Source organism: Kitasatospora sp. NPDC015120 (genome assembly GCF_043080305.1).
In the GTDB taxonomy this organism is placed as follows: Bacteria; Actinomycetota; Actinomycetes; order Streptomycetales; family Streptomycetaceae; genus Kitasatospora.
On sequence record NZ_JBIBVJ010000001.1, the window covers coordinates 663,752 to 684,121 of the forward strand.

A 20,370-nucleotide genomic window follows, 5' to 3' on the forward strand; every position below is an offset into this window, starting at 1 on the left:
CGCCGAGGTTTGAGACGCGAGCACACCCGCCCACGCCCCGAGCGGTACCACCCGTTCCAGCCCGCCGCCCCGCCCGCCTCGTATGTTGGGAAGAGACCGCATGGGTTCCGCCTGGAAGCAGCTGCCGGACGACCTCTCCGCCCCCGCCAGACGCCTGACGGAAGAGCTGCGCGCCGTCAAGGACGTGACCGGGCTCTCGCTCTCCGAACTGGCCGCCCGGACCCACTACAGCCGGGCCTCCTGGGAGCGCTGGCTCAACGGCAAGCGGATCATCACCGAGCAGGCGCTCGACGCGCTGATCTCGGCCGTGGAGTGCGACGGCCCGGCGTTGCGGGCGCTGTGGGAGCTGAGCGCGGCGACGCCGGGGACGGACGCCGCCGACGCCACCGACGCCGCCGACGCCGCCGCCGCGGACACGGACACGGACGCCACGGAGGCCACGGAGGCCACGGACGCCGGAGGCGTGCAGGGGCCGGCGGCGGAGGCCGCACCGGACGCCGTGCCCGCCACCGCACCGGACGCCGCGCCGCAGGCCTCGCCGCAGACCGCGCCGCAGGAGCAGCCGGGCAGCGGGGCGGACGCCGGCCGGACGCGGCGCCGGCCGGTGGCCCTGGCCGCCGTCTCGGTGGTGGTGGCGCTGCTGCTGGCGCTGCTCGGGCTGCAACTGCTCTCCTCCTCCGACGAGGGCGACGCCGCGGCGCCGACCGCCGCCACCGTGCCGGCGTCCGCCCCGGCCGCCCCCGCCACCCCGGCCGCCCCGCCGGTCGCGGTGCCCGCCAACCCCGCTCCGCCGGTCCCGGCCTGCCAGGCGCTCGGCTGCGTCCACAAGGACCCCAAGCCGACCGGCTGCGGCGGGGACGCCCGGACCATGCTGACCACCAATGTCGGCAAGGTCGTCGTCTACCTCCGGTACAGCCAGAAGTGCCAGGCGGCCTGGGCCTCGATCAGCGAGGGCCAGCCCGGCGACCAGGCGACCATCACCACCAGTGCCGGGGAGTCGGAGACCGCGCTGATCCACTGGGGGTACGACAACTACTCCTGGATGGTGAACGCGGCCGACCCGGCGGTCACCCTGCAGGTCTGCGGGCAGCGCAAGGAGCCGGAGGGCTCTGCCTGCTCGCCCGCGGTCTCCGACCTGGCCCGGACGGTCGCCTCGACCCCGATCCCGCCCGGCCCGGCCACCCCGCCGGCCACCCCGGCCCAGCCCGCCGCGCCGGCCGAGCCCGCCCCGACGGGCTGAGCCGGGGCCGGGCCGAGCGGGTCAGTCGAGGTAGCCCCGGAGCTGGGCGGCGAAGGCGTGGTCGCGCAGCTTCACCAGGGTCTTGGACTCGATCTGGCGGATCCGCTCCCGGGTGACCCCGAAGAGCACCCCGATCTCCTCCAGCGTGCGCGCCCGGCCGTCGTCCAGGCCGTAGCGCAGCTGCACCACCTGGCGCTCCCGCTCGCCGAGGGTGGCCAGCACCGCCTCCAGGTGCTGACGCAGCAGCAGGAAGGCGGCCGACTCGGCGGGTGAGGCCGCGTCGGCGTCCTCGATGAGGTCGCCGAGCGCGACGTCGTCCTCCTCGCCGACCGGGGTGTGCAGCGAGATCGGCTCCTGGGCGAGCCGCAGCAGCTCGCGCACCCGCTCCTCGGTGAGCTCCAGGACGGCCGCGATCTCGGCCGCGACCGGCTCGGTCCCGCGTTCCTGGAGCAGCGAGCGCTGCACCCGCACCACCCGGTTGATCAGCTCGACCACGTGCACCGGCACCCGGATCGTGCGGGCCTGGTCGGCCAGTGCGCGGCTCATCGCCTGGCGGATCCACCAGGTCGCGTAGGTGGAGAACTTGTAGCCGCGGGCGTAGTCGAACTTCTCCACGGCCCGGATCAGCCCGAGGTTGCCCTCCTGGACCAGGTCGAGCAGGGTCAGCCCGCGGCCGACGTAGCGTTTGGCGACGGAGACCACCAGCCGCAGATTGGCCTCGATCAGCCGGCGCTTGGCCAGCCGGCCGGCGGCCGCCAGGGTCTCCAGTTCGCCGGCCAGCGCGCCGGGCGGCCGCGGTTCGCGGTGCAGCCGCTCCTCGGCGAACAGGCCGGCCTCGATCCGGCGGGCCAGTTCGACCTCCTCGGCGGCGGTGAGCAGCCGGATCCGGCCGATCTCGCGGAGGTACTGGCGGAGCAGGTCGGCCGCCGGGCCGCCGGGCTCGGCGCCGGGCCGCCCCGGAGCCCGCCCGTCCTCCTCGGCGGTGTCCTCCCCGGCGTCGGGGTGTCCGGCCGGCAGGCCCTGGGCGGGCACCCGGGAGCCGTCCGGGAACGGTGCCTGCGCCCGGCCGTGGTCCTCGGACTCGGCGGGCGGGTCGGCGGCGGGCTGGGCGGTCGCGAAAAGGCCTCGGTCCACGGGCATCCCCTCTGGGCGGGCGCGACTCTGGCGGACCCGCGCTGAACGGAGACAGGACGCCCTCCAGTGTGCGGCACGCCACACTCCGTGGCCGAGACTCGTGCGCGGACTTTCTGCCGCTACAGCGCGGCGGCGCCGTGGCTGCGGAGCCGGTGCCCGTACTGCTGGAGCGCGAAGAGCTCGCCCTGGACGGCCTGGAGCTCCTCGGGGGCCGCCCGGGTGCCGATCCGCTGGAGGTGCGCCCGGACCTCGGCGACCCTCCGGTCCACCGCGTGCAGGCGCAGCGTCACCAGGAAGTTGCCCGCGTAGATCGCGTCGGCCTTGCGGACCGAGCGCACCGGCTCCACGGTGAGCTCGGTGACCAGTGAGCGCACCGTGTCGTCCGGGCAGGCCTCGCGCACCACACCGGTGAAGTCCGCGACGGTGGTGCCGTACGCGACGCCGCCCGCCCGGCCGATCACCCGGCGCACCTCGGCGTACGGCGGGGTGACGAACTCGTCCTCGCCGTAGTTGTCGAACGCGGGGCTGACCAGCTCCGGGTACTGGAGGGCCAGTTTGAGCGTCTCGCGCTCGACGAACTGGTTCGGGTCCCGCGGATCCAGCCGGAACACGGGCCGCGCCGGCGCGGCCACCGGGGCCTCGGGGCGGCTCAGCCGGCTCCCGGCGCGCGGGTTCTGCTGGCGCTCCCGGTTCCAGCGGGCGAGCTGGGTGATCCTGCGCACGACGAACTGCTCGTCACCGGGCGTGACGCCCAGCAGCCCGGCCAGCCGGACGGCGTACCCGTGCCGGACCGAGGCGTCCTTGATCTTGGCGACGATCGGGGCCGCGGCCTCCATCGCCGCGGCCTGCCCCTCCGGGGTCTCCACCCGGTGCTGCGACACGGCCGTGCGGAGCGCGAACTCGAAGAGCGGCACCGAGTTGTCGATCAGCTCGCGGACCGCCTCGTCGCCCTTGGCCAGCCGCAGCTCGCACGGGTCCATGCCGCCGGGGCTGACCGCGATGGAGGTCTTCGCGGCGAACTTCTGGTCGTCCTCGAAGGCGCGCAGCGCGGCCTTCTGGCCGGCGGCGTCGCCGTCGAAGGTGAAGACGGTCTCGCCGCGGTACTGGGAGGTGTCCATCAGCAGCCGGCGGATGATCTTGATGTGGTCCTCGGCGAAGGCGGTGCCGCAGGTGGCGACCGCGGTGGTGACCCCGGCCAGGTGACAGGCCATCACATCGGTGTAGCCCTCGACCACCACCGCCCGGCCCGACTTGGCGATCTCCTTCTTCGCCAGGTCGATGCCGTAGAGCACGTGCGACTTCTTGTAGATCGGCGTCTCGGGGGTGTTGAGGTACTTGGGCCCGTTGTCGTCCTCGCGCAGCCGCCGGGCGCCGAAGCCGATCACCTCGCCGGCGATGTCGCGGATCGGCCAGACCAGCCGGCCCCGGAACCGGTCGATCAGGCCGCCGCGCTGGCCCTGCGAGGCCAGGCCGCCGAGCAGGATCTCCTTGTCCGTGAACCCCTTGCCGCGCAGGTAGCGGACCAGGTGCTCCCAGCCGGCCGGGGCGTAGCCGACGCCGAAGGTCTTCGCGGCCTCCTCGTCGAAGCCCCGCTCGGCCAGGAAGCGGCGGCCGATCTCGGCCTCGGGCGAGGCCAGCTGCTCCTGGTACCAGGCGGCGGCCACCTTGTGCGCCTCCACCAGGCGGGTGCGTTCGCCCTGCTGGTGGCGGGGGCTGTAGCCGCCCTCCTCGTAGCGCAGGGTGATGCCGGCCTGGGCGGCCATCCGCTCGACGGCCTCGGCGAAGGTGAAGTGCTCGATCTTCATCAGGAAGGCGATGGTGTCGCCGTTCTCCTGGCAGCCGAAGCAGTGGAAGACGCCCTTGGAGGGGTTGACGTAGAAGGAGGCGGACTTCTCGTCGTGGAAGGGGCAGACGCCCTTGTACTCGCCGCCGCCACCGTTGGTCAGCTGTACGTAGTCGCCGACCACCGCGTCGATCGGCAGTGCGCTCCGCACCGCCTGTACGTCTTCGTCCCTGATCCGCCCGGCCACCCCGGAAGTCTACTGGGGCGGACGGGCCGGACGGCGTGGTCGGCCGCGTGATCCGGGCCGTGATCGGCCGGTGTGGCCGGGCCGGTCCGGGTCAGCTCGGGCCGGCGCCGGTCAGCCGGGCGTGCAGGGCCAGGGCGGAGGCGTCGGTGAGGGTGGCGATCTGGTCGATCACCGTGCGCAGCGCGGCCCGGTCGTCCTCCGCCTCCCGGTACATCGCGGCGAAGACCGGGTCGAGCGTCCCGGGGGCGCGCCGGCCGAGGGCCTCGGCCAGCTCGGCGATCACGATCCGCTGCCGGGCCCGCAGCTGCGCCTGCTCGTCGCGCTGCATCACGTAGCGGACGGCGACCGCCTTGAGCACCGCGCACTCCAGCCGGACCTCCCGCGGCACCACCAGCTCGGCCGCGTAGCGGGTGAGCCGGCCGGGGCCGTAGCGGGCCCGGGTGGCCTGCTCGGCGGCCAGGCAGAACCGGCCGATCAGCTGGCTGGTGAGGTCCTTGAGCCCGGCGCGGGCGCGGGCGGTGCCGTCGTAGGACTCCGGCCACCACTCCTGGGCGAGCAGCCGGTCCAGGGCGGCGGCCAGTTCCTCGGGCCCGGCGTCCCGGGCGTAGCGCCCGGCGACCTCGAACAGTTCGGCGCGCTCGCCCGGGGCGCGCAGCGCGGCCGGGTCGATGTGACCGGCCTGGAGGCCGTCCTCGACGTCGTGGGTGGAGTAGGCGACGTCGTCGGACCAGTCCATGACGGTGGCCTCGAAGCACCGGCGTCCGGGCGGGGAGCCGGCCCGCAGCCAGCGGAAGACCGGCAGGTCGTCGGCGTAGACGCCGTACTTGGGCGAGGCCGGGTCGGCGGGGTGGGCGCCGTGCGTCCACGGGTACTTGGTGGCGGCGTCCAGGGCGGCGCGGGTCAGGTTGAGGCCGACGCTGCGGCCCGGCCAGGGGGCGAGCCGCGCGGGGGTCTCGTCCTGCGGGGCGAAGCGCTTGGGCTCCAGCCGGGTCAGGATGCGCAGCGACTGCGCGTTGCCCTCGAAGCCGCCGCAGTCCTCGGCGGCCTGGTCGAGCGCCTCCTCGCCGGTGTGGCCGAACGGCGGGTGGCCGATGTCGTGGGCCAGGCAGGCGGCCTCGACGAGGTCGGGGTCGCAGCCGAGGGCGGCGCCGAGTTCACGGCCGACCTGGGCGCACTCCAGCGAGTGGGTCAGCCGGGTGCGCGGGAAGTCGCTGCGCATCGGGGCGACGACCTGGGTGGTGCCGGCGAGGCGGCGCAGGGCCGCGGAGTGGAGCACACGGGCGCGGTCGCGCTGGAACGCCGTGCGGCCGGGGCGCTTGTCCGGTTCCGGTACCCAGCGGGCCTCGGCGGCGTGATCGTACGGGTTCGGGGTCGGGGCGGCGGTGAGGCGGTGCGCGGTGTCGTCCATATGACCCTCACGGTACGCCGCGGCTGTGACACCGCAGGTGTGCCGCGCGCGACGGCGCGCGGGCCGGGGCGTGAACCCCCGGGTCCGCGCGCCGAGCCCTCGGACGCGCCCCGGCTGCGGCCCCCGGGTCAGCCCCGGACGGCCTTGAGGACGGCCTCGGCGGCGCCCTCCTGGCCCTTGGCGTTCGGGTGGATCGCCGCCAGGCCGTGCGCCGGGAACGGCGGTTCCACCCAGCGGGCGCCCTCCCCCGCGCACATGTCGTGACCGGCCGAGGGCGCCGCGAGGTCCACGAAGACCGCCCCGGCCGCCTCCGCGCGCCGCTTGAGCATGGCGTTGAGCTGCTGCTCCTTCTCCACCAGGAAGCCGAGGTCCCCGCCGGTCAGGGCCGAGCCCAGCACCGGGACGCAGGCGGCCGGGTCGGCGGGCAGCAGCGACGGGTAGCCGACCACGTAGACCCGGGCCTGCGGGGCGCGGCGCCTGATCTCCTTGAGCTGCTGGCCGAGCTTCTCGCCCGCGGCGTCCACCTTGTGCTGCACCTGGTCGCCGCCGTCCCCGGCGGCGTAGGAGTCGCGGCACGGCGCGGCGGCGCGGCCGGAGCCGACCATGCCCTTCAGCGCGTCCACCAGGTTCTCCTTGGCGCACTGGCCGACGACGTCCATGAACCCGGCGTCGTTGCCGCCGATGCCGACGGTCACCAGGCGGGTGGCCGGGGAGAGCGCGTCCAGCTGCGGCGGGTTGCTGCCGTCGTCGGTCTCCTGGGCGCCGGCCAGGTCGCCGGTGCGGGCGCCGCTGCAGCTGACGTCGCGGAACCGCTCCCCGGACAGGCCGAGCGCCTTGGCCACCAGGGAGGGGTAGTTGACCGCCGAGCGGGAGCAGCCCCTCGGCTCCGCGGCCTGCTGCGGGCTGATCTTCAGACCCGAGGTGTAGGAGTCGCCGAGCGCCACGTACGGCCCGGTGGGCGTGGGGGTGGGCGTCGGGGTGACCACGGCGGCGGCCCGCGGCGGCGCGGAGCCGTCCTGGACGGCGGCCGCCACGGTGGCGGAGCCGGCGGAACCGGAGCAGCCGGCGACCAGCACGGCGGCGAGGCCCGCGCCCACCGCGCCGGTGAGCGCGGCGGTCGGGCGTACGGACAGTGGCACGGGATCCCCCCGGGTAGGAGCCGGTGGCGTTCTTCCTACGACGGCCCGTCCCCCGGGCACCGCTGTACCCAACGGACGGGCGCGTCCGATCGCTCCCGCCCGGGGGCGTGGATTTCCGGTGGGGGCGCGCGGCGCCCACCGCTCCGCCCCCTCTGGCCCGGTACCCGGCCCGTTACTCCGGACCGCGCTCGTGCTCGGCCAGGAACTGCTCGAAGCGCCGGCCCAGCTCGTCCGCCGACGGCAGGTCCACCGGCTCGGCCAGCAGGCTCTCCCGCCCCTCGGCGCCGGCCACCGCGTCGTACTGGCCCTCCATGCCGCGGATCGCCGACCGCAGCTCGACGTCACCCTGCGCCAGCTGCTCCTCGATGTCGGCGTACACCACGTCGACCTTCTCGCGCAGCAGGGTGCCGGGCAGCACCAGCCCGGTCGCGGACTGCACCGCCTCCAGGATCATCACCGCGGCCGCCGGGTACGCCGAACGCGCCACGTAGTGCGGCACGTGCACCGCGAAGCCCAGCACGTCGTGCCCGGCCTCGGCGAGCCGGAACTCCAGCAGGGCCTGGGCGCTGCCCGGCACCTGGGCCTGTTCGAACCACTGCGGGTAGCCGGCCGCGAGGTCCAGCCGGTTGCCGTGCGGCGTCAGGCCGACCGGGCGGGTGTGCGGCACCCCCATCGGGATGCCGTGGAAGTCCAGACTCAGCCGCACGCCGAAGCGCTCGACCAGCTCGCGGACGGCGGCGGCGAAGCGCTCCCACTCGACGTCCGGCTCGGGCCCGGTGAGCAGCAGGAACGGCGAACCGGCCGTGTCGTGGACCAGCTGGAGCAGGATCTCCGGCGGCTCGTAGGAGGTCCACCGCTCGCGGTCGAAGACCATCGGGGGGCGGCGGGCCCGGTAGTCCACCAGGCGGTCGTGGTCGAAGCGGGCCACCACCTGCGGGTCGCCCGTCTCCAGCAGGTGGGCGACCACCTGGCCGCCCGCCTCGCCGGCGTCCATGAAGCCCTCGAAGTGGTGGAGCAGCACCAGGCCGGCACCGGTGTCCGCCAGCGCGGCCCTCGCCGCGGCCACGGCGGCCACGCCCTGCTGGTCCAGCTCGTACAGCGCCTGGGGATCACGCACCGCTCACCCACACCCCGTTTCTCTCCTCGTCGCGGTCCGCCGCGTCCGCTCCCCCGCGCGTCGGCCCGCGCGAGGGCTCGTGCCCGGCTCTCCTCGTCCAGCGTGCGGGGCGCCGCCGGAATTCCCGGCGGGCCGTTCCCGTTGCCCGGGCCGCCCGCGGCGGGCCCGGCGGGCCGGCCGGACCATGATCGCACCCGGGGGGAAAGCCCCTGGTCAGGGGGGAGCGGAAGGCCGCCGCCGCCCGTCCGGGCGCTGCCGCAGGGGCCATTCGTGTGCCGCGAAGTGACGCACCGCCTTCTGACGGGTATCGTCCTCTCGCTGCCTCGCATCGTCGCGTCGTCGTCACGTCGTCCGTAACGCCGTCGACCACGTCCCGGACCGATGCTCGGCCAGCCACCCACGACGCATCTTGCCTTCACCTGGCCGCCTGCTTCCCTTCGCGCACTCGTTTCCTCCTCGGCCATCTCGCGGACGCACACTGTCCCCTCGCTCATCCCGCCGGACCGGTCCGTGGACCCGTGTCCGTTCCGGCACCGCGCTGCCCGTCTCCGGGCCGTCGCTCCCCGCTCCGCCCGACCGGGCTTCCGGCGTGCGCGGGCACCGGTGGGCGCACTCCGGGGCGGGGCGAACCAGTCATCGCTCGCCCGTGCCGCACCCCGGCACGGGCCAGTGCCCTCCGACCGATGAAGGACCGAAGGTTCCGTGCCCGTACCTGTCATCCTCACCGGCCGCACCGTGCGGCTGGAGCCCCTCGCCGCGCACCACGCCGAGGCCATCGCCGAGGCCGGCGCCGAGGACCGTACGACCTACGCCTTCACCCCCGTTCCGCACGGCCTGGAAGCGGCCCGCGAGTACGTCGCCCGCGCCCTGGCCGACCAGGCCGCGGGCCGGTCGGTGCCGTTCGCCACGGTGAACCAGGCCGACGGCCGGGTGGTGGGCTCCACCCGGTTCCTGGAACTCGACTACTGGCAGGGGCCGCTGGTCTGGCCGCCGGTGCCGGGCGTGCCGTTCGGCGATCCGGACACCGCCGTCCCGGACGCCGCCGAGATCGGCAACACCTGGCTGTCGCCGCGCGCCCAGGGCACCGGCATCAACACCGAGGCCAAGCTGCTGATGCTCCGGCACGCCTTCGAGGTGTGGGGCGTGCAGCGGATCTCGCTGCGCGCCGACGCCCGCAACCTGCGCTCGCGCACCGCCATCGAGCGGCTCGGGGCGACCTCCGAGGGCGTCCGCCGGGCGCACTCGCGCGGGCTGGACGGGGTGGTCCGGTCGACCGCGTTCTACTCGATCCTGGACAGCGAGTGGCCGGCCGTCCGGGACATCATCGAGCTGCGGATCGCCGCCGCCACCTCGCCGAGCGCCCCGGATCCGGCGATCAACCAGGAGTGCCTTAGACACGGCGGCGGCGCCGGGCACCTGATCACGGCCTGACCCGTCAGGTGCCGGCGGGCTCCCCGCCGGCGACGGCCCGCAGCAGCCCGGCCGGCAGGCCGCCGTCCGCGCCGTCGCCGCCGTCACCGCCGTCCGCGCCGTCCCGCGGCCCGGGCGCGCGGTGCGGGCAGGTCTCGACGACGGCGGCCACCGGGCGCCACCCGGCACGGCCCGGCGCGACGGTCAGCTCCCAGACGGGGTGGCCGTCCGCCCGGCAGACCCGCAGCGTGCCCTCCCGGGTGTGCAGGCGCCAGCGGCGGTCCGCCGTCGCGCCGGTCCGCAGCCGCTGCCACTGCGCGTCCGTCCACACCACGTCCGGCACCGGGCACGACCGCGGCACCAGCAGCTCCGCGTCGTCCCGGCCGCCGGACACGCCGCCCGGCACCGGGAACGCCCAGGCGGGCAGCGGCTCGCGGGCGGCCAGCCAGGCGGCGGGGATGCCGGCCGTCCCGGTGTGCGCGGCGACCACCCCGCCGGTGATCGCGGCCACGGTGTCGGCGTCCCCGCCGACGGACACGGCGTCCAGGATCGCCGCCGGGTAGTCGGTGAGCCGGCGGGCCGCGCACCACAGCGCGTACGGCACGGTGTCGGCGGCGCTGGTCCGGCTGCCGTTGCCGAGGACCCAGGCGGCGCGGTCGCAGCCCGGGTCCTCGGCGAGCAGGGCGATCGCCTTGGTCAGCCCGTCCTGGACGGCGCCGCGCGGAGTGAGGCGGCGGACCTCCGCCAGGAAGCCCTCCGGCGTCGTCCGGGTGGTCCTGGCCCGCACCGCGACGGCAGCGGCCACCGCGACGGCGACCGCGCCGTCCACCGCCTGGGGGTGGGTGTGGGTGATCAGCGCGGAGGCGACGGCCGGGCGCACCGCCCGCACCGGGTCGTCCGCGTACGCCGCCCCGAGCGGGGCGACCCGCATCGCGGCGCCGTTGCCGTACGAGCCCCGGCCGTCGAACAGCCCGGCGGCCAGCGCCCTCGCGTCGCCGCCCTCCCGGACCAGCCGCAGCAGGCGGTTGGCGGACGGGCCGTAGCCGCGGTCGAAGTCGTGCCGGCGGGCGAAGGCGTGGGTGAGGTCGAACACGTCGATCCCGCCGCGCTCGGTGTGCGCGGCGTACACCGAGCAGGCCATCTCGGTGTCGTCGGTCCACGGCCAGGGGCCGGGCGGGACGGTGCGGGCGTGCAGGTGGGTGCGGGCGGTGGCGGGGACGAAGAACTGGGCGCCGAGGGCGTCACCGACGGAGAGGCCGTTGAGCGCGTCGAGCGCGGGGCCGGTGTGAGGAGTCGTCATCGGGGCAAGCACAGCCCTCCGTCCGCCCCCTCGTCAACCGCGTTTGACCGGGCAGTCCCCCGGCGGGCGATGTTCCGCATACTCCCGATCCGGGCGGGAACCACCCGGGCATGACCCGCGCCGGCTCCCTCGTCGACCCGCTGCTGCTGCTCGGCGCCGACCAGCAGCACATCGCCACCCGCGCCCAGCTGCGCGGACTCGGCGTGCCGTCCGGCACCATCGCGCACCGGCTGCGGCCCGGCGGGCCCTGGCAGCGGGTGCTGCCCCGGGTGATCTGCCTGCAGACCGGGCGGCTGACGGCGCACCAGCGGCTGCGGGCCGCCGTCGCCTACGCGGGGCCCAAGGGGCTGGCCGCACCGCCCGGCGGCGAGGTGCTGCTCACCGGGGCGGCGGTGCTCGCCGACGCCGGGCTCCCCTCGGCCGGCCACCCGGCGGACCTCACCGAGGTGGACGTGCTGATCCCCGCCCGGCGCAAGGTCGCCGACCGGGGGTTCGTGCGGGTCCACCGGGCGAACGGGGCCATGCCCGGCGGCTTCGAGCGCGACGACGGGCTCTGGAGCACCACCGTCGCCCGGGCGCTGGCCGACCTCGCGCCCCGGGAGAGCGGACGGCACCGGTTCCGCGCGCTGTGCGCCGAGGCCGTCCAACGCCGGCACTGCGAACTCGGCGAGCTGCTCGACCAGTTGCTCGCCCGGCCGGACGCCCGCGAACTGCCCCGGCTGGCCGGGGTGGTGGAGGAGCTGACCGCCGGGGTGCGCTCGGTCGTCGAGGGCGAGGCGCGGGACGCGGTGCGCGGGGCCGGGCTGCCCGAGCCGCTCTGGAACCCGGTGCTCCTCCTGGACGGGCGGTTCCTGGCCGTGCCGGACGCCTACTGGCCGCAGGCCTGCGTCGCCCTGGAGATCGACTCCCGGGCCTGGCACCTGCGCCCGGCCGACCACGAACGGAGCCTGACCCGCGCCAACCGGCTGACCGCCGCCGGACTGCCGGTCGTCCGCACCACCCCCGTCCAGCTGCGCCGCGACCCGGGGCCGGTGCTGCAGGAGCTGGCCGTCCTCCTCGCGGCCGGCCCGCACGGACCGCATGCCCGGATCACGTGGCGCCGGGCCCGCTGACCGGCCCGGGCCCGGGGCCGTGCCCGGGCTCTGTGCTCACCCCCGGAGCCCCGTCGTCGGGAGCGGTCGTTCCCTGCCCCCGGCCGCTCAGCAGCGGGCGTCGATCTCCTGGAACGTGCCGTAGTGGTCGGCGGTCCAGTACTGCTCGCCGGAGTCGCCGGTGACCACCCGGCGGGTGCCGCGGTCGGCGGAGCCGGGGGTGACCACGGTGAACTCGTGGTAGTAGCCGGAGGCCTTGCGCGGGAGGCGGCTCTCGCGGTTCTCGAAGACGATGCCGTCCGAGCGGTAGGGGTAGGGGCCGCCCTTGGCGATCAGGCCGAGGGTGTCGAGGGCCTGGCCGGGCAGCGTGGTGCGGCAGACGTCGGCCATCGCCGGGTCGGTCGGCACCCAGCCGGTGGCGGCGCCCGCCGGCGCCGTGCCGGCCGGTGCGGAGGGCTTGGGCGCACTGGGCTTGGGGGCGCTCGGCTTCGGGGCCGTCGGGGTGCCCGACGCGGCGGCCGGGCCGGTGGAGGTCGCGGCGGCCGTCGGGGTGCCGTCGCCGGCGCCGTCGGACGCGACGTAGCCGACTGCGGCGGCGATCGCGCAGAGCAGCACGGCGAGGACGGTCCACAGGCGGTTCTTGCTGGTCATGGGCTCCAGCTTCGCAGCCGGCGGCCCCGCGCGCGGCCAGCCACACACGTGGCCGCGGCCACATCGGGGCGCCCCGGGAGTCCTGGCACCCGGGTACCCGGTGCCGCCCCTGGCGTCACGCCCCGGTGTTCCGCGGTGTTCCCCGGTGTTCCCCGGTGTTCCGCCCGGTGTTCCGCCCCGGAGGCGGACATGCGCACGGCCGGGGCGGGTACGGACGCCGTTGTCCGTTCCCACCCCGGCCGCCTTACGTACGCCGGTTCTCCTGCGCCGAGCTCCGGTGTACGCCCCTCCCCGATGGAGGGGACGCGGTCAGCGGTCCGGCTGTGCCGGGGGCTCGGAGAGCCCCCGGCGTTCAGCGCGAGTCGCTGCCCGCAGACTCGATGGCGGCGCGGCCGGCCTCCAGGCGCGCCACCGGGATCCGGAAGGGGGAGCAGGAGACGTAGTCCAGCCCCACCTCGTGGAAGAAGTGGACCGAGTCCGGGTCGCCGCCGTGCTCGCCGCAGACGCCGAGCTTGAGGTCGGGGCGGGTGGCCCGGCCGGCCTCCACGGCGTGCTTGACCAGCGAGCCGACGCCGTCGCGGTCGATGGTCTCGAACGGCGAGACCCCGAAGATGCCCTTCTCCAGGTAGGCGGTGAAGAAGGAGGCCTCGACGTCGTCGCGGGAGAAGCCCCAGACCGTCTGGGTGAGGTCGTTGGTGCCGAAGGAGAAGAACTCGGCGGCCTCGGCGATCTGGCCGGCCGTGACGGCGGCGCGCGGCAGCTCGATCATGGTGCCCAGCTTGATGTCCAGCTGGACGCCGGTGGAGTGGGCGACCTCGGCGAGCACCCGCTCGCACTCGTCGCGGACCAGCTCCAGCTCCTGGACGGTGCCGACCAGCGGGATCATCACCTCGGGGCGCGGGTCCCCGCCGGCCAGCTTGCGCTCGGCGGCGGCCTCGGCGATGGCGCGGACCTGCATGCCGAACAGGCCGGGGATGACCAGGCCGAGGCGCACACCGCGCAGGCCGAGCATCGGGTTCTGCTCGTGCAGCTTGTGCACCGCCTGGAGCAGGCGCAGGTCGTTCTCGTTCGGGTCCTTGCGGGCCTCGGCGAGGGCGACGCGCACCGACAGCTCGGTGATGTCCGGCAGGAACTCGTGCAGCGGCGGGTCGAGCAGGCGGACGGTGACGGGCAGGCCGTCCAGCGCCTGGAAGAGCTCGACGAAGTCGCCCTTCTGCATCGGCAGCAGGGTGGAGAGCGCCTGCTCGCGGTCCTTGTCGTTGTCCGCGAGGATCAGGTGCTCGACCTCCTTGCGGCGCTCCTCGCCGAGGAACATGTGCTCGGTGCGGCACAGGCCGATGCCCTGGGCGCCGTAGCGGCGGGCGCGCGAGCCGTCCTCGGCGTTGTCGGCGTTGGCGCGCACGGCGAGCCGGCGGCGGCCGTCGGCGTGCGACATCAGCCGGTGCACGGCCTGGACCAGACCGCCCTGGACGTCGGCGCCGGCGTGCAGGGTGCCCTCGAAGTACTCGACCACCGGGGAGGGCAGCACGGGTACCTCGCCGAGGTAGACCTTGCCGGTGGCACCGTCGATGGAGACGATGTCCCCCTCCTCCAGCACCAGGCCGTCGGCGGTGGTCATCCGGCGGCGCTTGGTGTCGACCTCCAGCTCCTCGGCGCCGCAGACACAGGTCTTGCCCATGCCGCGGGCGACGACGGCGGCGTGCGAGGTCTTGCCGCCGCGCGAGGTGAGGATGCCCTCGGCGGCGATCATGCCGTCCAGGTCGTCCGGGTTGGTCTCGCGGCGGACCAGGATGACCTTCTCGCCGGAGCGCGACCACTTCACGGCGGTGTAGGAGTCGAAGACGATCTTGCCGATGGCGGCGCCGGGCGAGGCGGCGAGGCCCCAGGCGATCTGCTTGGACTCGGCGTTCGGCGCGAAGCGCGGGAACATCAGCTGGGAGAGCTGGCCGCCGGTGACCCGCATCAGGGCCTCGTCCAGGTCGATCAGGCCCTGGTCGACCAGCTGGACGGCGATCCGGAAGGCGGCTGCGGCGGTGCGCTTGCCGACCCGGGTCTGCAGCATCCAGAGCTTGCCGCGCTCGATGGTGAACTCGATGTCGCAGAGGTCGCGGTAGTGGTTTTCGAGCGTCTGCATGATCGTCATCAGCTCGTCGTACGACTTCTTGTCGAGCTTCTCCAGCTCGGACAGCGGCAGGGTGTTGCGGATGCCGGCGACGACGTCCTCGCCCTGGGCGTTGGACAGGTAGTCGCCGTAGACGCCCTGGGTTCCGGTGGAGGGGTCACGGGTGAAGGCGACACCGGTGCCGGAGTCCTCGCCGAGGTTGCCGAAGACCATGGTGCAGACGTTGACCGCGGTGCCCAGGTCGTTCGGGATGCGCTCCTGGCGGCGGTAGAGCCGGGCGCGGTCGCCGTTCCAGGAGTGGAAGACGGCGTGGACGGCGAGGTCCATCTGCTCGCGCGGCTCCTGCGGGAAGGCCCGGCCGGTCTCGCGCTCGACGATCCCCTTGAAGACCTCGACCAGCCGCTTCAGGTCCTCGGCGTCCAGGTCGAGGTCATTGGTGGTGCCCTTGGCGTGCTTCGCCTCCTCCAGGGCCTCCTCGAACAGCTCGCCGTCGACGCCCAGCACGGTCTTGCCGAACATCTGGACCAGGCGGCGGTAGGAGTCCCAGGCGAAGCGCTCGTTGCCGGACTGCGCGACCAGACCGGCCACCGAGGCGTCGGAGAGGCCGATGTTCAGGACGGTGTCCATCATGCCGGGCATGGAGAACTTGGCGCCCGAACGCACCGAGACGAGCAGCGGGTTGTCGGCCTGGCCGAGCTTCTTGCCCATCTGCTGCTCAAGGGCGTCCAGGTGGGCGCTGATCTCCTCGTGGAGCGAGGTGGGCTCGCTGCCGGTCTCCAGGAAGACCTTGCAGGCCTCGGTGGTGATGGTGAACCCCGGGGGGACCGGAAGGCCCAGGTTGGTCATCTCGGCCAGGTTCGCGCCCTTACCGCCGAGAAGGTCCTTGAGGTCCTTGTTTCCTTCAGTGAAGGAGTAAACAAACTTCTGCTGGGACGCCACGGGTCGGTCTCCTCGCACACGGTTGCCCTGACGCCGGAGAACATACCCATTTCGAAGGCACTTCCGCGCCGCCAATGGGGCGTACGTCGCCAGGATCGCCTGGTAACCCGCTAGATCCAATGCACTGAAGGGCGTTCACCTCTGGTGGTGAAATCGTCCGGCTGACGCTAGCGAGCATTCAAGTCTTGAAGGCGGCGAAACCGGAAGATCACAGCGCGGGAACGCTCGGTAGTCGCTGACGCTCCGGCCCGGCGAACCGGCTTGATTTCCTGCACCCTCAGTGCCCGATCCGCCGCCACTCCCCTTCGGGAAGCGATCCACCCCCGACTTGTTCATTTCGTCCTGTCGGCCACCTCCGACCGCCAGCGTATGTGGCCAGCGTCACGAGCGCATCTCAGCGTTCGGGCGTAGGACTCCTCCGCCAACCGTCGCACAGCGTCCAGGAATGTGTCCGCTCCGTGATGTCCGCTTGCCGAAAAGGAGCCCTCTTGGCCAGATTGGCCAAGAGGGCTGGGACGCCGTGGCAGTCGACCCCAGGGGCCCGTTTTTGCCACTTCGTCAGGGGTCACCCGCCAGAGGTGTCCGATTCGGCATCTTCGCCCGGCCGGGCGCAGTCATACGGATCGTCCAACCAGCCTTCGGGCAGGACGACCCGGTTGTTGCCGCTGGTCCGTCCGCGCGGACCGTCCGCACCGGCCGGCCAGGCCTGGGACTGCTCCACCAGGGCGAGGGTTTCGGCCAGTTCGGCGAGCGAGGAGGAGTTGGCCAGCTTCACCCGCAGCTCCGAGCCCACCGAGAAGCCCTTGGTGTACCAGGCGACGTGCTTGCGGAAGTCGATCACGCCACGGGCCTCGTCGCCCAGCCATTCGCCGAGCAGCTGCGCGTGCCGGACCATCGCCCGCGCCACATCGGCGAAGGTCGGGCGGGCGTGGTCCACCTCGCCCTCGAAGATCGCCACCAGGTCCTTGAACAGCCACGGCCGGCCCAGGCAGCCCCGGCCGACCACCACGCCGTCGCAGCCGGTCTCGCGCATCATCCGCACCGCGTCGTCGGCCGACCAGATGTCCCCGTTGCCGAGCACCGGGATCTCCGCCGGGACGGACTCCCGCAGCCGGGCGATCGCCGACCAGTCGGCGGTGCCGCCGTAGTGCTGGGCGGCGGTGCGGCCGTGCAGGGCGATCGCGGAGACGCCCTCCTCGGCGCCGATCCGGCCGGCGTCCAGGTAGGTGAGGTGGTCGTCGTCGATGCCCTTGCGCATCTTCATGGTGACGGGCAGGCCGCCGGCGTTGGAGACGGCCTCGCGCAGGATCTCGCGCAGCAGGTTGCGCTTGTACGGCAGCGCCGAGCCGCCGCCCTTGCGGGTCACCTTGGGGACGGGGCAGCCGAAGTTGAGGTCGATGTGGTCGGCCAGGCCCTCGTCGGCGATCATCCGCGCCGCCTTGCCGACGGTCACCGGGTCCACCCCGTACAGCTGGATCGAACGCGGCTTCTCGCTCGGGTCGAAGGTGATCAGCTGCATCGTCTTGGCGTTGCGCTCCACCAGGGCCCGGGTGGTGATCATCTCGGAGACGAAGAGGCCCTTGCCGCCGCTCTGCTCGCGGCACAGGGTGCGGAACGGCGCGTTGGTGATGCCGGCCATCGGCGCCAGCACGACGGGCGGCCAGACCTGCAGCGGGCCGACGGACAGCGGGGCGAACTCGGCTCCGGCTCCGGTGGCGGCGGATGCTCCGGTGGCGGCGGGTGCTGCGGGGGCGGTCGCGGTGGTGTCGCCGTCGGCGGGGCCGGTCGCGGTGGCGGTCGCGGTGCTCGGCTCGGTGGGTGCGGGCGGGACTGTCATGCGCGGCTGACCTCGGGGACGGTGGATGGGGGACTCTTCATTGTCCCCCACCCGGCCGAGCGGCCCGGGGCCTCCGTTCCGGGGCCTTCTCCGTTCCCCGGCCGTCACTCCTCGGTGGGCTCCTCCTTCGCCGGCGGGGTCTCGGTCGCCGGCGGGGTCTCGGTCGCCGATGGGGCGCCCTTCGCCGGTGGAGCGTCGTTCGCCGCAGGACCGTCGCTCGCCACCGTGTCCTTCCCGAAGACCGACAGCGAGCCGGAGGTGACCGAGACCCTGATCTTGTTCGGGCTGGAGCGGTCGGCCAGTGTCGGATCGATGCCGCCGCGGGCCAGCGGGGACGCCCCGCCGTCGAAGTCGTAGCGCGACCCCCTGGGCAGGCCCAGCACCACCGAGCCGGAGGTCACCCCGATGTCCACGCTCCGCGGGGCGGCGGCGAAGCCCAGCTGCATCGAACCGGAGGTCGCGGCGGCGATGACGGTCGGGGAGGTGAGACGGCTGCCCTGGACGGAGCCGGAGGTGGTGCGCACGGTCACCGGACCGGACACGTCGGCCAGCGCGACCTCCCCGGAGGCGGAGAGCAGGTCGATCGCCCCCGTCACCCCGGCGACGTCGACGCTCCCGCTGCTCAGCCTGCCGGTCACCGCGACCCCGGGCGGCACGTCCAGCTCGATCACCGCCCCGCAGCCGAGGTCCTTGGCCGGGAGCACCTGGCTGCAGCGCATCCGGACGTCGAGCCGGTCCTGCTCGAAGAGCGCCGAGACGACCGGCATCCGGATCATCCAGTTCAGGTACTGGCGGACCACCACCCGGCCCTCCTCCCCCGGCCGGATCCGGACGGTCGCGCTGCCGGTGTCCAGCCGCACCGTGGTCACCGCGACCGGGTAGGACATCTCGGAGTGCGTGCGCTGCTGCACCGCGATCGCCCAGGTCTGCACGGCGCCGACGACCAGCGTGACGGTGAGCGCCAGCGTGCCGAGCACCCGCCAGACCAGGTGCCCGCGGCGGGCGCGCCCCGGTGCCCGTTTCCCCGGGCCGGCCGCCGTGCCGCTCCGCGTTCTCATCGTCATCCCACTTCCAGGAAGCGCAGCACCGCCAGCACCCGCCGGTGGCTCTCGTCGGCGGGCGGCAGGTCGAGCTTGGCGAAGATCGAGTTGATGTGCTTGGCCACCGCGCTGTCGCTGACCACCAGGGCGGTGGCGATCGCCGCGTTCGAACGGCCCTCCGCCATCAGGGCGAGCACGTCCCGCTCGCGCGGGGTCAACCGCTCCAGGGGGTCGCGGTGGCGGCGCACCAGCAGCTGGGCGACCACCTCCGGGTCCAGCGCGGTGCCGCCCTCGGCGACCCGCTGGAGGGCGTCCACGAAGTCGTCGACATTGGCCACCCGCTGCTTGAGCAGATAGCCGACGCCGCTGGTGTTGGTGGTCAGCAGGTCCGCGGCGTAGCGCTCCTCCACGAACTGGGAGAGCAGCAGCACCGCCACCTCCGGCCACTGCCGGCGGATCACCAGCGCGGCCCGCACCCCCTCGTCCGTGAAGCCCGGCGGCATCCGGACGTCCGCCACCACCACCCGCGGCCGGTGCTCCTGCACCGCGGCGAGCAGTTCCTCGGCGTCCCCGACGGCGGCGGCCACCTCGTAGCCCACCGCCTCCAGGACCTTGACCAGGCCGACCCTGAGCAGGACCGAGTCCTCGGCGATCACAGCACGCACGGCAACTCCACGGTGATGGTGGTCGGGCCCCCGACGGGGCTGAGCACGGACAGGGACCCGTCGACCGAGGCGGTGCGCTGGCGCAGGCCGTTCAGGCCGGTGCCGCGCGAGGCGTCCGCCCCGCCCACGCCGTCGTCGCTGACGACCAGGCGCAGCCGGCCGCCGGCCGTGCGCACCGAGACGTCCGCCCGGGAGGCGCGGGCGTGCTTGGCGACGTTGGCCAGCGCCTCGGAGACGGTGAAGTAGGCGACCGCCTCGACGGTCGGCGCTATCCGCTCGGCCACCTCGACGTCCAGCCGGACGGGCAGCGGGGCGCGGGCCGCGATGCCGGAGAGCGCCGCGTCCAGGCCGCGGTCCTCCAGGACGGCCGGATGCAGGCCGCGGACCAGGTCGCGCAGCTCGTCGATGGCCGCCTGGGCCTCCTCGTGGGCCTCGACGATCACCTGCATCGCCTCCGGCGGGACGTCCTTGAGGGTGCGGCGGGCCAGGCCGAGGTTCATGGCGAGCGAGGTGAGCCGCTGCTGGGCGCCGTCGTGCAGGTCGCGCTCGATCCGGCGGCGCTCGGCGTCCACCGCGTCGACCAGGCCGGCCCGGCTCTCGACCACCTCCTCGATCCGGTGCTCCAGCTCGGCGGTGCGGCCCGGCCCGAGCATCCGCACGGCGAGCGCCTCGTCCAGCCGGGCCAGCAGGCCGGCCGCGGCGGGCAGCACCGCGATCAGCAGCAGGCCGCCGACGGTGAGCGGGACGTCCAGCTCGCTCCAGTCGTCGCGGACGGGCGAGGAGGCCGGCATCAGCCAGGCCCAGCCGAAGACCGTCGAGGCCGCCAGGGCCGCGCCCCACCCGTACACGATCGCCACCGAGCCCGCCGCGACCAGCGGGCCGGCCACCAGGTGGTAGCCGACATGGCTCCAGCTGACGCCGGTGCGCAGCCTGGTGAGCACACCGGCGGGGGTGACGGAGGCCCGCAGCAGCGGCGGGATCTCCACCCCGCGCAGCGCGCGCAGCCGGCCGCGCTGGGCGGCGGTGAGCAGACGGATGGAGAGCAGGATCGCGCCCAGCAGGACCAGCGTCACCTTCGGGGTGAGGACGATGAGCCAGGCGGGCAGGGAGAGCGGGATCCCTGCGGCGAGGAAGCGGGTGTCCCGCCAGGCGGCCGCCGACCACGGGGGCCGGGCGACGCTCCCGGCGGGCGTGCGGCGCGGCGTCGTGGAGGACATGGCGGACAGCCTAGAGCGAGGTGATCAAGC

15 protein-coding genes are annotated in these 20,370 nt (G+C 74.5%); 3 read left to right on the forward strand and 12 right to left on the reverse strand.

The features are described from left to right. The first annotated feature begins 100 nt into the window (after nt 1–100). A complete protein-coding gene (locus ACF1AK_RS03170; protein WP_391497027.1) occupies nt 101–1,240 on the forward strand; it encodes a DUF2690 domain-containing protein in 1,140 nt (379 codons plus the stop codon). Between the two features lie 21 nt (nt 1,241–1,261). Here ACF1AK_RS03170 and ACF1AK_RS03175 read toward each other — a convergent pair whose 3' ends face one another. The 5 genes from ACF1AK_RS03175 to ACF1AK_RS03195 form a co-directional block, all read right to left on the reverse strand. Continuing rightward, nucleotides 1,262–2,380, reverse strand: coding sequence for a sigma-70 family RNA polymerase sigma factor (locus ACF1AK_RS03175; protein ID WP_391497028.1), 1,119 nt, complete (start codon nt 2,378–2,380; stop codon nt 1,262–1,264). 113 nt (nt 2,381–2,493) lie between these two features. Beyond that, nucleotides 2,494–4,404 (reverse strand): DNA primase, encoded by a 1,911-nt coding sequence (dnaG, locus tag ACF1AK_RS03180; RefSeq protein WP_391497029.1) that lies wholly within the window; start codon nt 4,402–4,404, stop codon nt 2,494–2,496. 91 nt (nt 4,405–4,495) lie between these two features. Next, nucleotides 4,496–5,812, reverse strand: a complete 1,317-nt coding sequence (locus ACF1AK_RS03185) for a deoxyguanosinetriphosphate triphosphohydrolase (RefSeq protein WP_391497030.1) — start codon at nt 5,810–5,812, stop codon at nt 4,496–4,498. A gap of 128 nt (nt 5,813–5,940) precedes the next feature. After that, entirely contained in the window at nt 5,941–6,951 is a 1,011-nt protein-coding gene (locus ACF1AK_RS03190; RefSeq protein ID WP_391497031.1) for an SGNH/GDSL hydrolase family protein, read from the reverse strand. A 172-nt stretch (nt 6,952–7,123) separates the two neighbouring features. Then, entirely contained in the window at nt 7,124–8,068 is a 945-nt protein-coding gene (locus ACF1AK_RS03195) for a PAC2 family protein (protein WP_391497032.1), read from the reverse strand. A gap of 702 nt (nt 8,069–8,770) precedes the next feature. On the opposite strand from ACF1AK_RS03195, the gene ACF1AK_RS03200 reads away from it, so the two are divergent. Then, complete coding sequence (locus ACF1AK_RS03200; RefSeq protein WP_391497033.1) at nt 8,771–9,499, forward strand: GNAT family N-acetyltransferase; 729 nt, start codon at nt 8,771–8,773, stop codon at nt 9,497–9,499. Between the two features lie 4 nt (nt 9,500–9,503). Here the strand turns inward: ACF1AK_RS03200 and ACF1AK_RS03205 are convergent, their stop codons facing one another. Next, nucleotides 9,504–10,778, reverse strand: coding sequence for an ADP-ribosylglycohydrolase family protein (locus tag ACF1AK_RS03205; protein ID WP_391497034.1), 1,275 nt, complete (start codon nt 10,776–10,778; stop codon nt 9,504–9,506). 110 nt (nt 10,779–10,888) lie between these two features. Between ACF1AK_RS03205 and ACF1AK_RS03210 the strand changes: the two genes are divergently transcribed. Further along, complete coding sequence (locus tag ACF1AK_RS03210) at nt 10,889–11,890, forward strand: hypothetical protein (protein WP_391497035.1); 1,002 nt, start codon at nt 10,889–10,891, stop codon at nt 11,888–11,890. Between the two features lie 87 nt (nt 11,891–11,977). Here ACF1AK_RS03210 and ACF1AK_RS03215 read toward each other — a convergent pair whose 3' ends face one another. The 6 genes from ACF1AK_RS03215 to ACF1AK_RS03240 all read right to left on the reverse strand — a co-directional run bounded on the left by ACF1AK_RS03215 (nt 11,978) and on the right by ACF1AK_RS03240 (nt 20,340). After that, nucleotides 11,978–12,520 carry a ribonuclease domain-containing protein gene (locus tag ACF1AK_RS03215; protein ID WP_391497036.1) on the reverse strand — a complete coding sequence of 181 codons (543 nt, stop codon included), beginning with the start codon at nt 12,518–12,520 and terminating at the stop codon, nt 11,978–11,980. A gap of 352 nt (nt 12,521–12,872) precedes the next feature. After that, the gene (gene ppdK / locus ACF1AK_RS03220) at nt 12,873–15,581 is read right to left on the reverse strand and encodes a pyruvate, phosphate dikinase (protein ID WP_391497037.1); all 2,709 of its coding nucleotides are present in this window, start codon (nt 15,579–15,581) and stop codon (nt 12,873–12,875) included. Between the two features lie 565 nt (nt 15,582–16,146). Then, nucleotides 16,147–17,418: a tRNA dihydrouridine synthase DusB gene (gene dusB, locus ACF1AK_RS03225; RefSeq protein ID WP_391497038.1), complete on the reverse strand. Its 1,272-nt coding sequence runs from the start codon at nt 17,416–17,418 to the stop codon at nt 16,147–16,149. 104 nt (nt 17,419–17,522) lie between these two features. Beyond that, nucleotides 17,523–18,482 carry a hypothetical protein gene (locus ACF1AK_RS03230; RefSeq protein ID WP_391497039.1) on the reverse strand — a complete coding sequence of 320 codons (960 nt, stop codon included), beginning with the start codon at nt 18,480–18,482 and terminating at the stop codon, nt 17,523–17,525. Beyond that, nucleotides 18,479–19,123 carry a response regulator gene (locus ACF1AK_RS03235; RefSeq protein ID WP_380294993.1) on the reverse strand — a complete coding sequence of 215 codons (645 nt, stop codon included), beginning with the start codon at nt 19,121–19,123 and terminating at the stop codon, nt 18,479–18,481. The genes ACF1AK_RS03230 and ACF1AK_RS03235 overlap by 4 nt, the downstream gene beginning before the upstream one ends. Beyond that, a complete protein-coding gene (locus tag ACF1AK_RS03240) occupies nt 19,111–20,340 on the reverse strand; it encodes a sensor histidine kinase (protein ID WP_391497040.1) in 1,230 nt (409 codons plus the stop codon). The genes ACF1AK_RS03235 and ACF1AK_RS03240 overlap by 13 nt, the downstream gene beginning before the upstream one ends. Between the last annotated feature and the right edge of the window lie 30 nt (nt 20,341–20,370).

Excerpts from the sequence above, each read along its gene's own strand:
- ACF1AK_RS03185 (WP_391497030.1), bottom strand. The coding sequence starts at position 5,812 with ATGGACGACACCGCGCACCGCCTCACCGCCGCCCCGACCCCGAACCCG.
- ACF1AK_RS03175 (WP_391497028.1), bottom strand. The coding sequence starts at position 2,380 with ATGCCCGTGGACCGAGGCCTTTTCGCGACCGCCCAGCCCGCCGCCGAC.
- ACF1AK_RS03230 (WP_391497039.1), bottom strand. The coding sequence starts at position 18,482 with ATGACGATGAGAACGCGGAGCGGCACGGCGGCCGGCCCGGGGAAACGG.
- ACF1AK_RS03205 (WP_391497034.1), bottom strand. The coding sequence starts at position 10,778 with ATGACGACTCCTCACACCGGCCCCGCGCTCGACGCGCTCAACGGCCTC.
- ACF1AK_RS03215 (WP_391497036.1), bottom strand. The coding sequence starts at position 12,520 with ATGACCAGCAAGAACCGCCTGTGGACCGTCCTCGCCGTGCTGCTCTGC.
- ACF1AK_RS03240 (WP_391497040.1), bottom strand. The coding sequence starts at position 20,340 with ATGTCCTCCACGACGCCGCGCCGCACGCCCGCCGGGAGCGTCGCCCGG.
- dusB (WP_391497038.1), bottom strand. The coding sequence starts at position 17,418 with ATGACAGTCCCGCCCGCACCCACCGAGCCGAGCACCGCGACCGCCACC.
- ACF1AK_RS03210 (WP_391497035.1), top strand. The coding sequence starts at position 10,889 with ATGACCCGCGCCGGCTCCCTCGTCGACCCGCTGCTGCTGCTCGGCGCC.
- ACF1AK_RS03170 (WP_391497027.1), top strand. The coding sequence starts at position 101 with ATGGGTTCCGCCTGGAAGCAGCTGCCGGACGACCTCTCCGCCCCCGCC.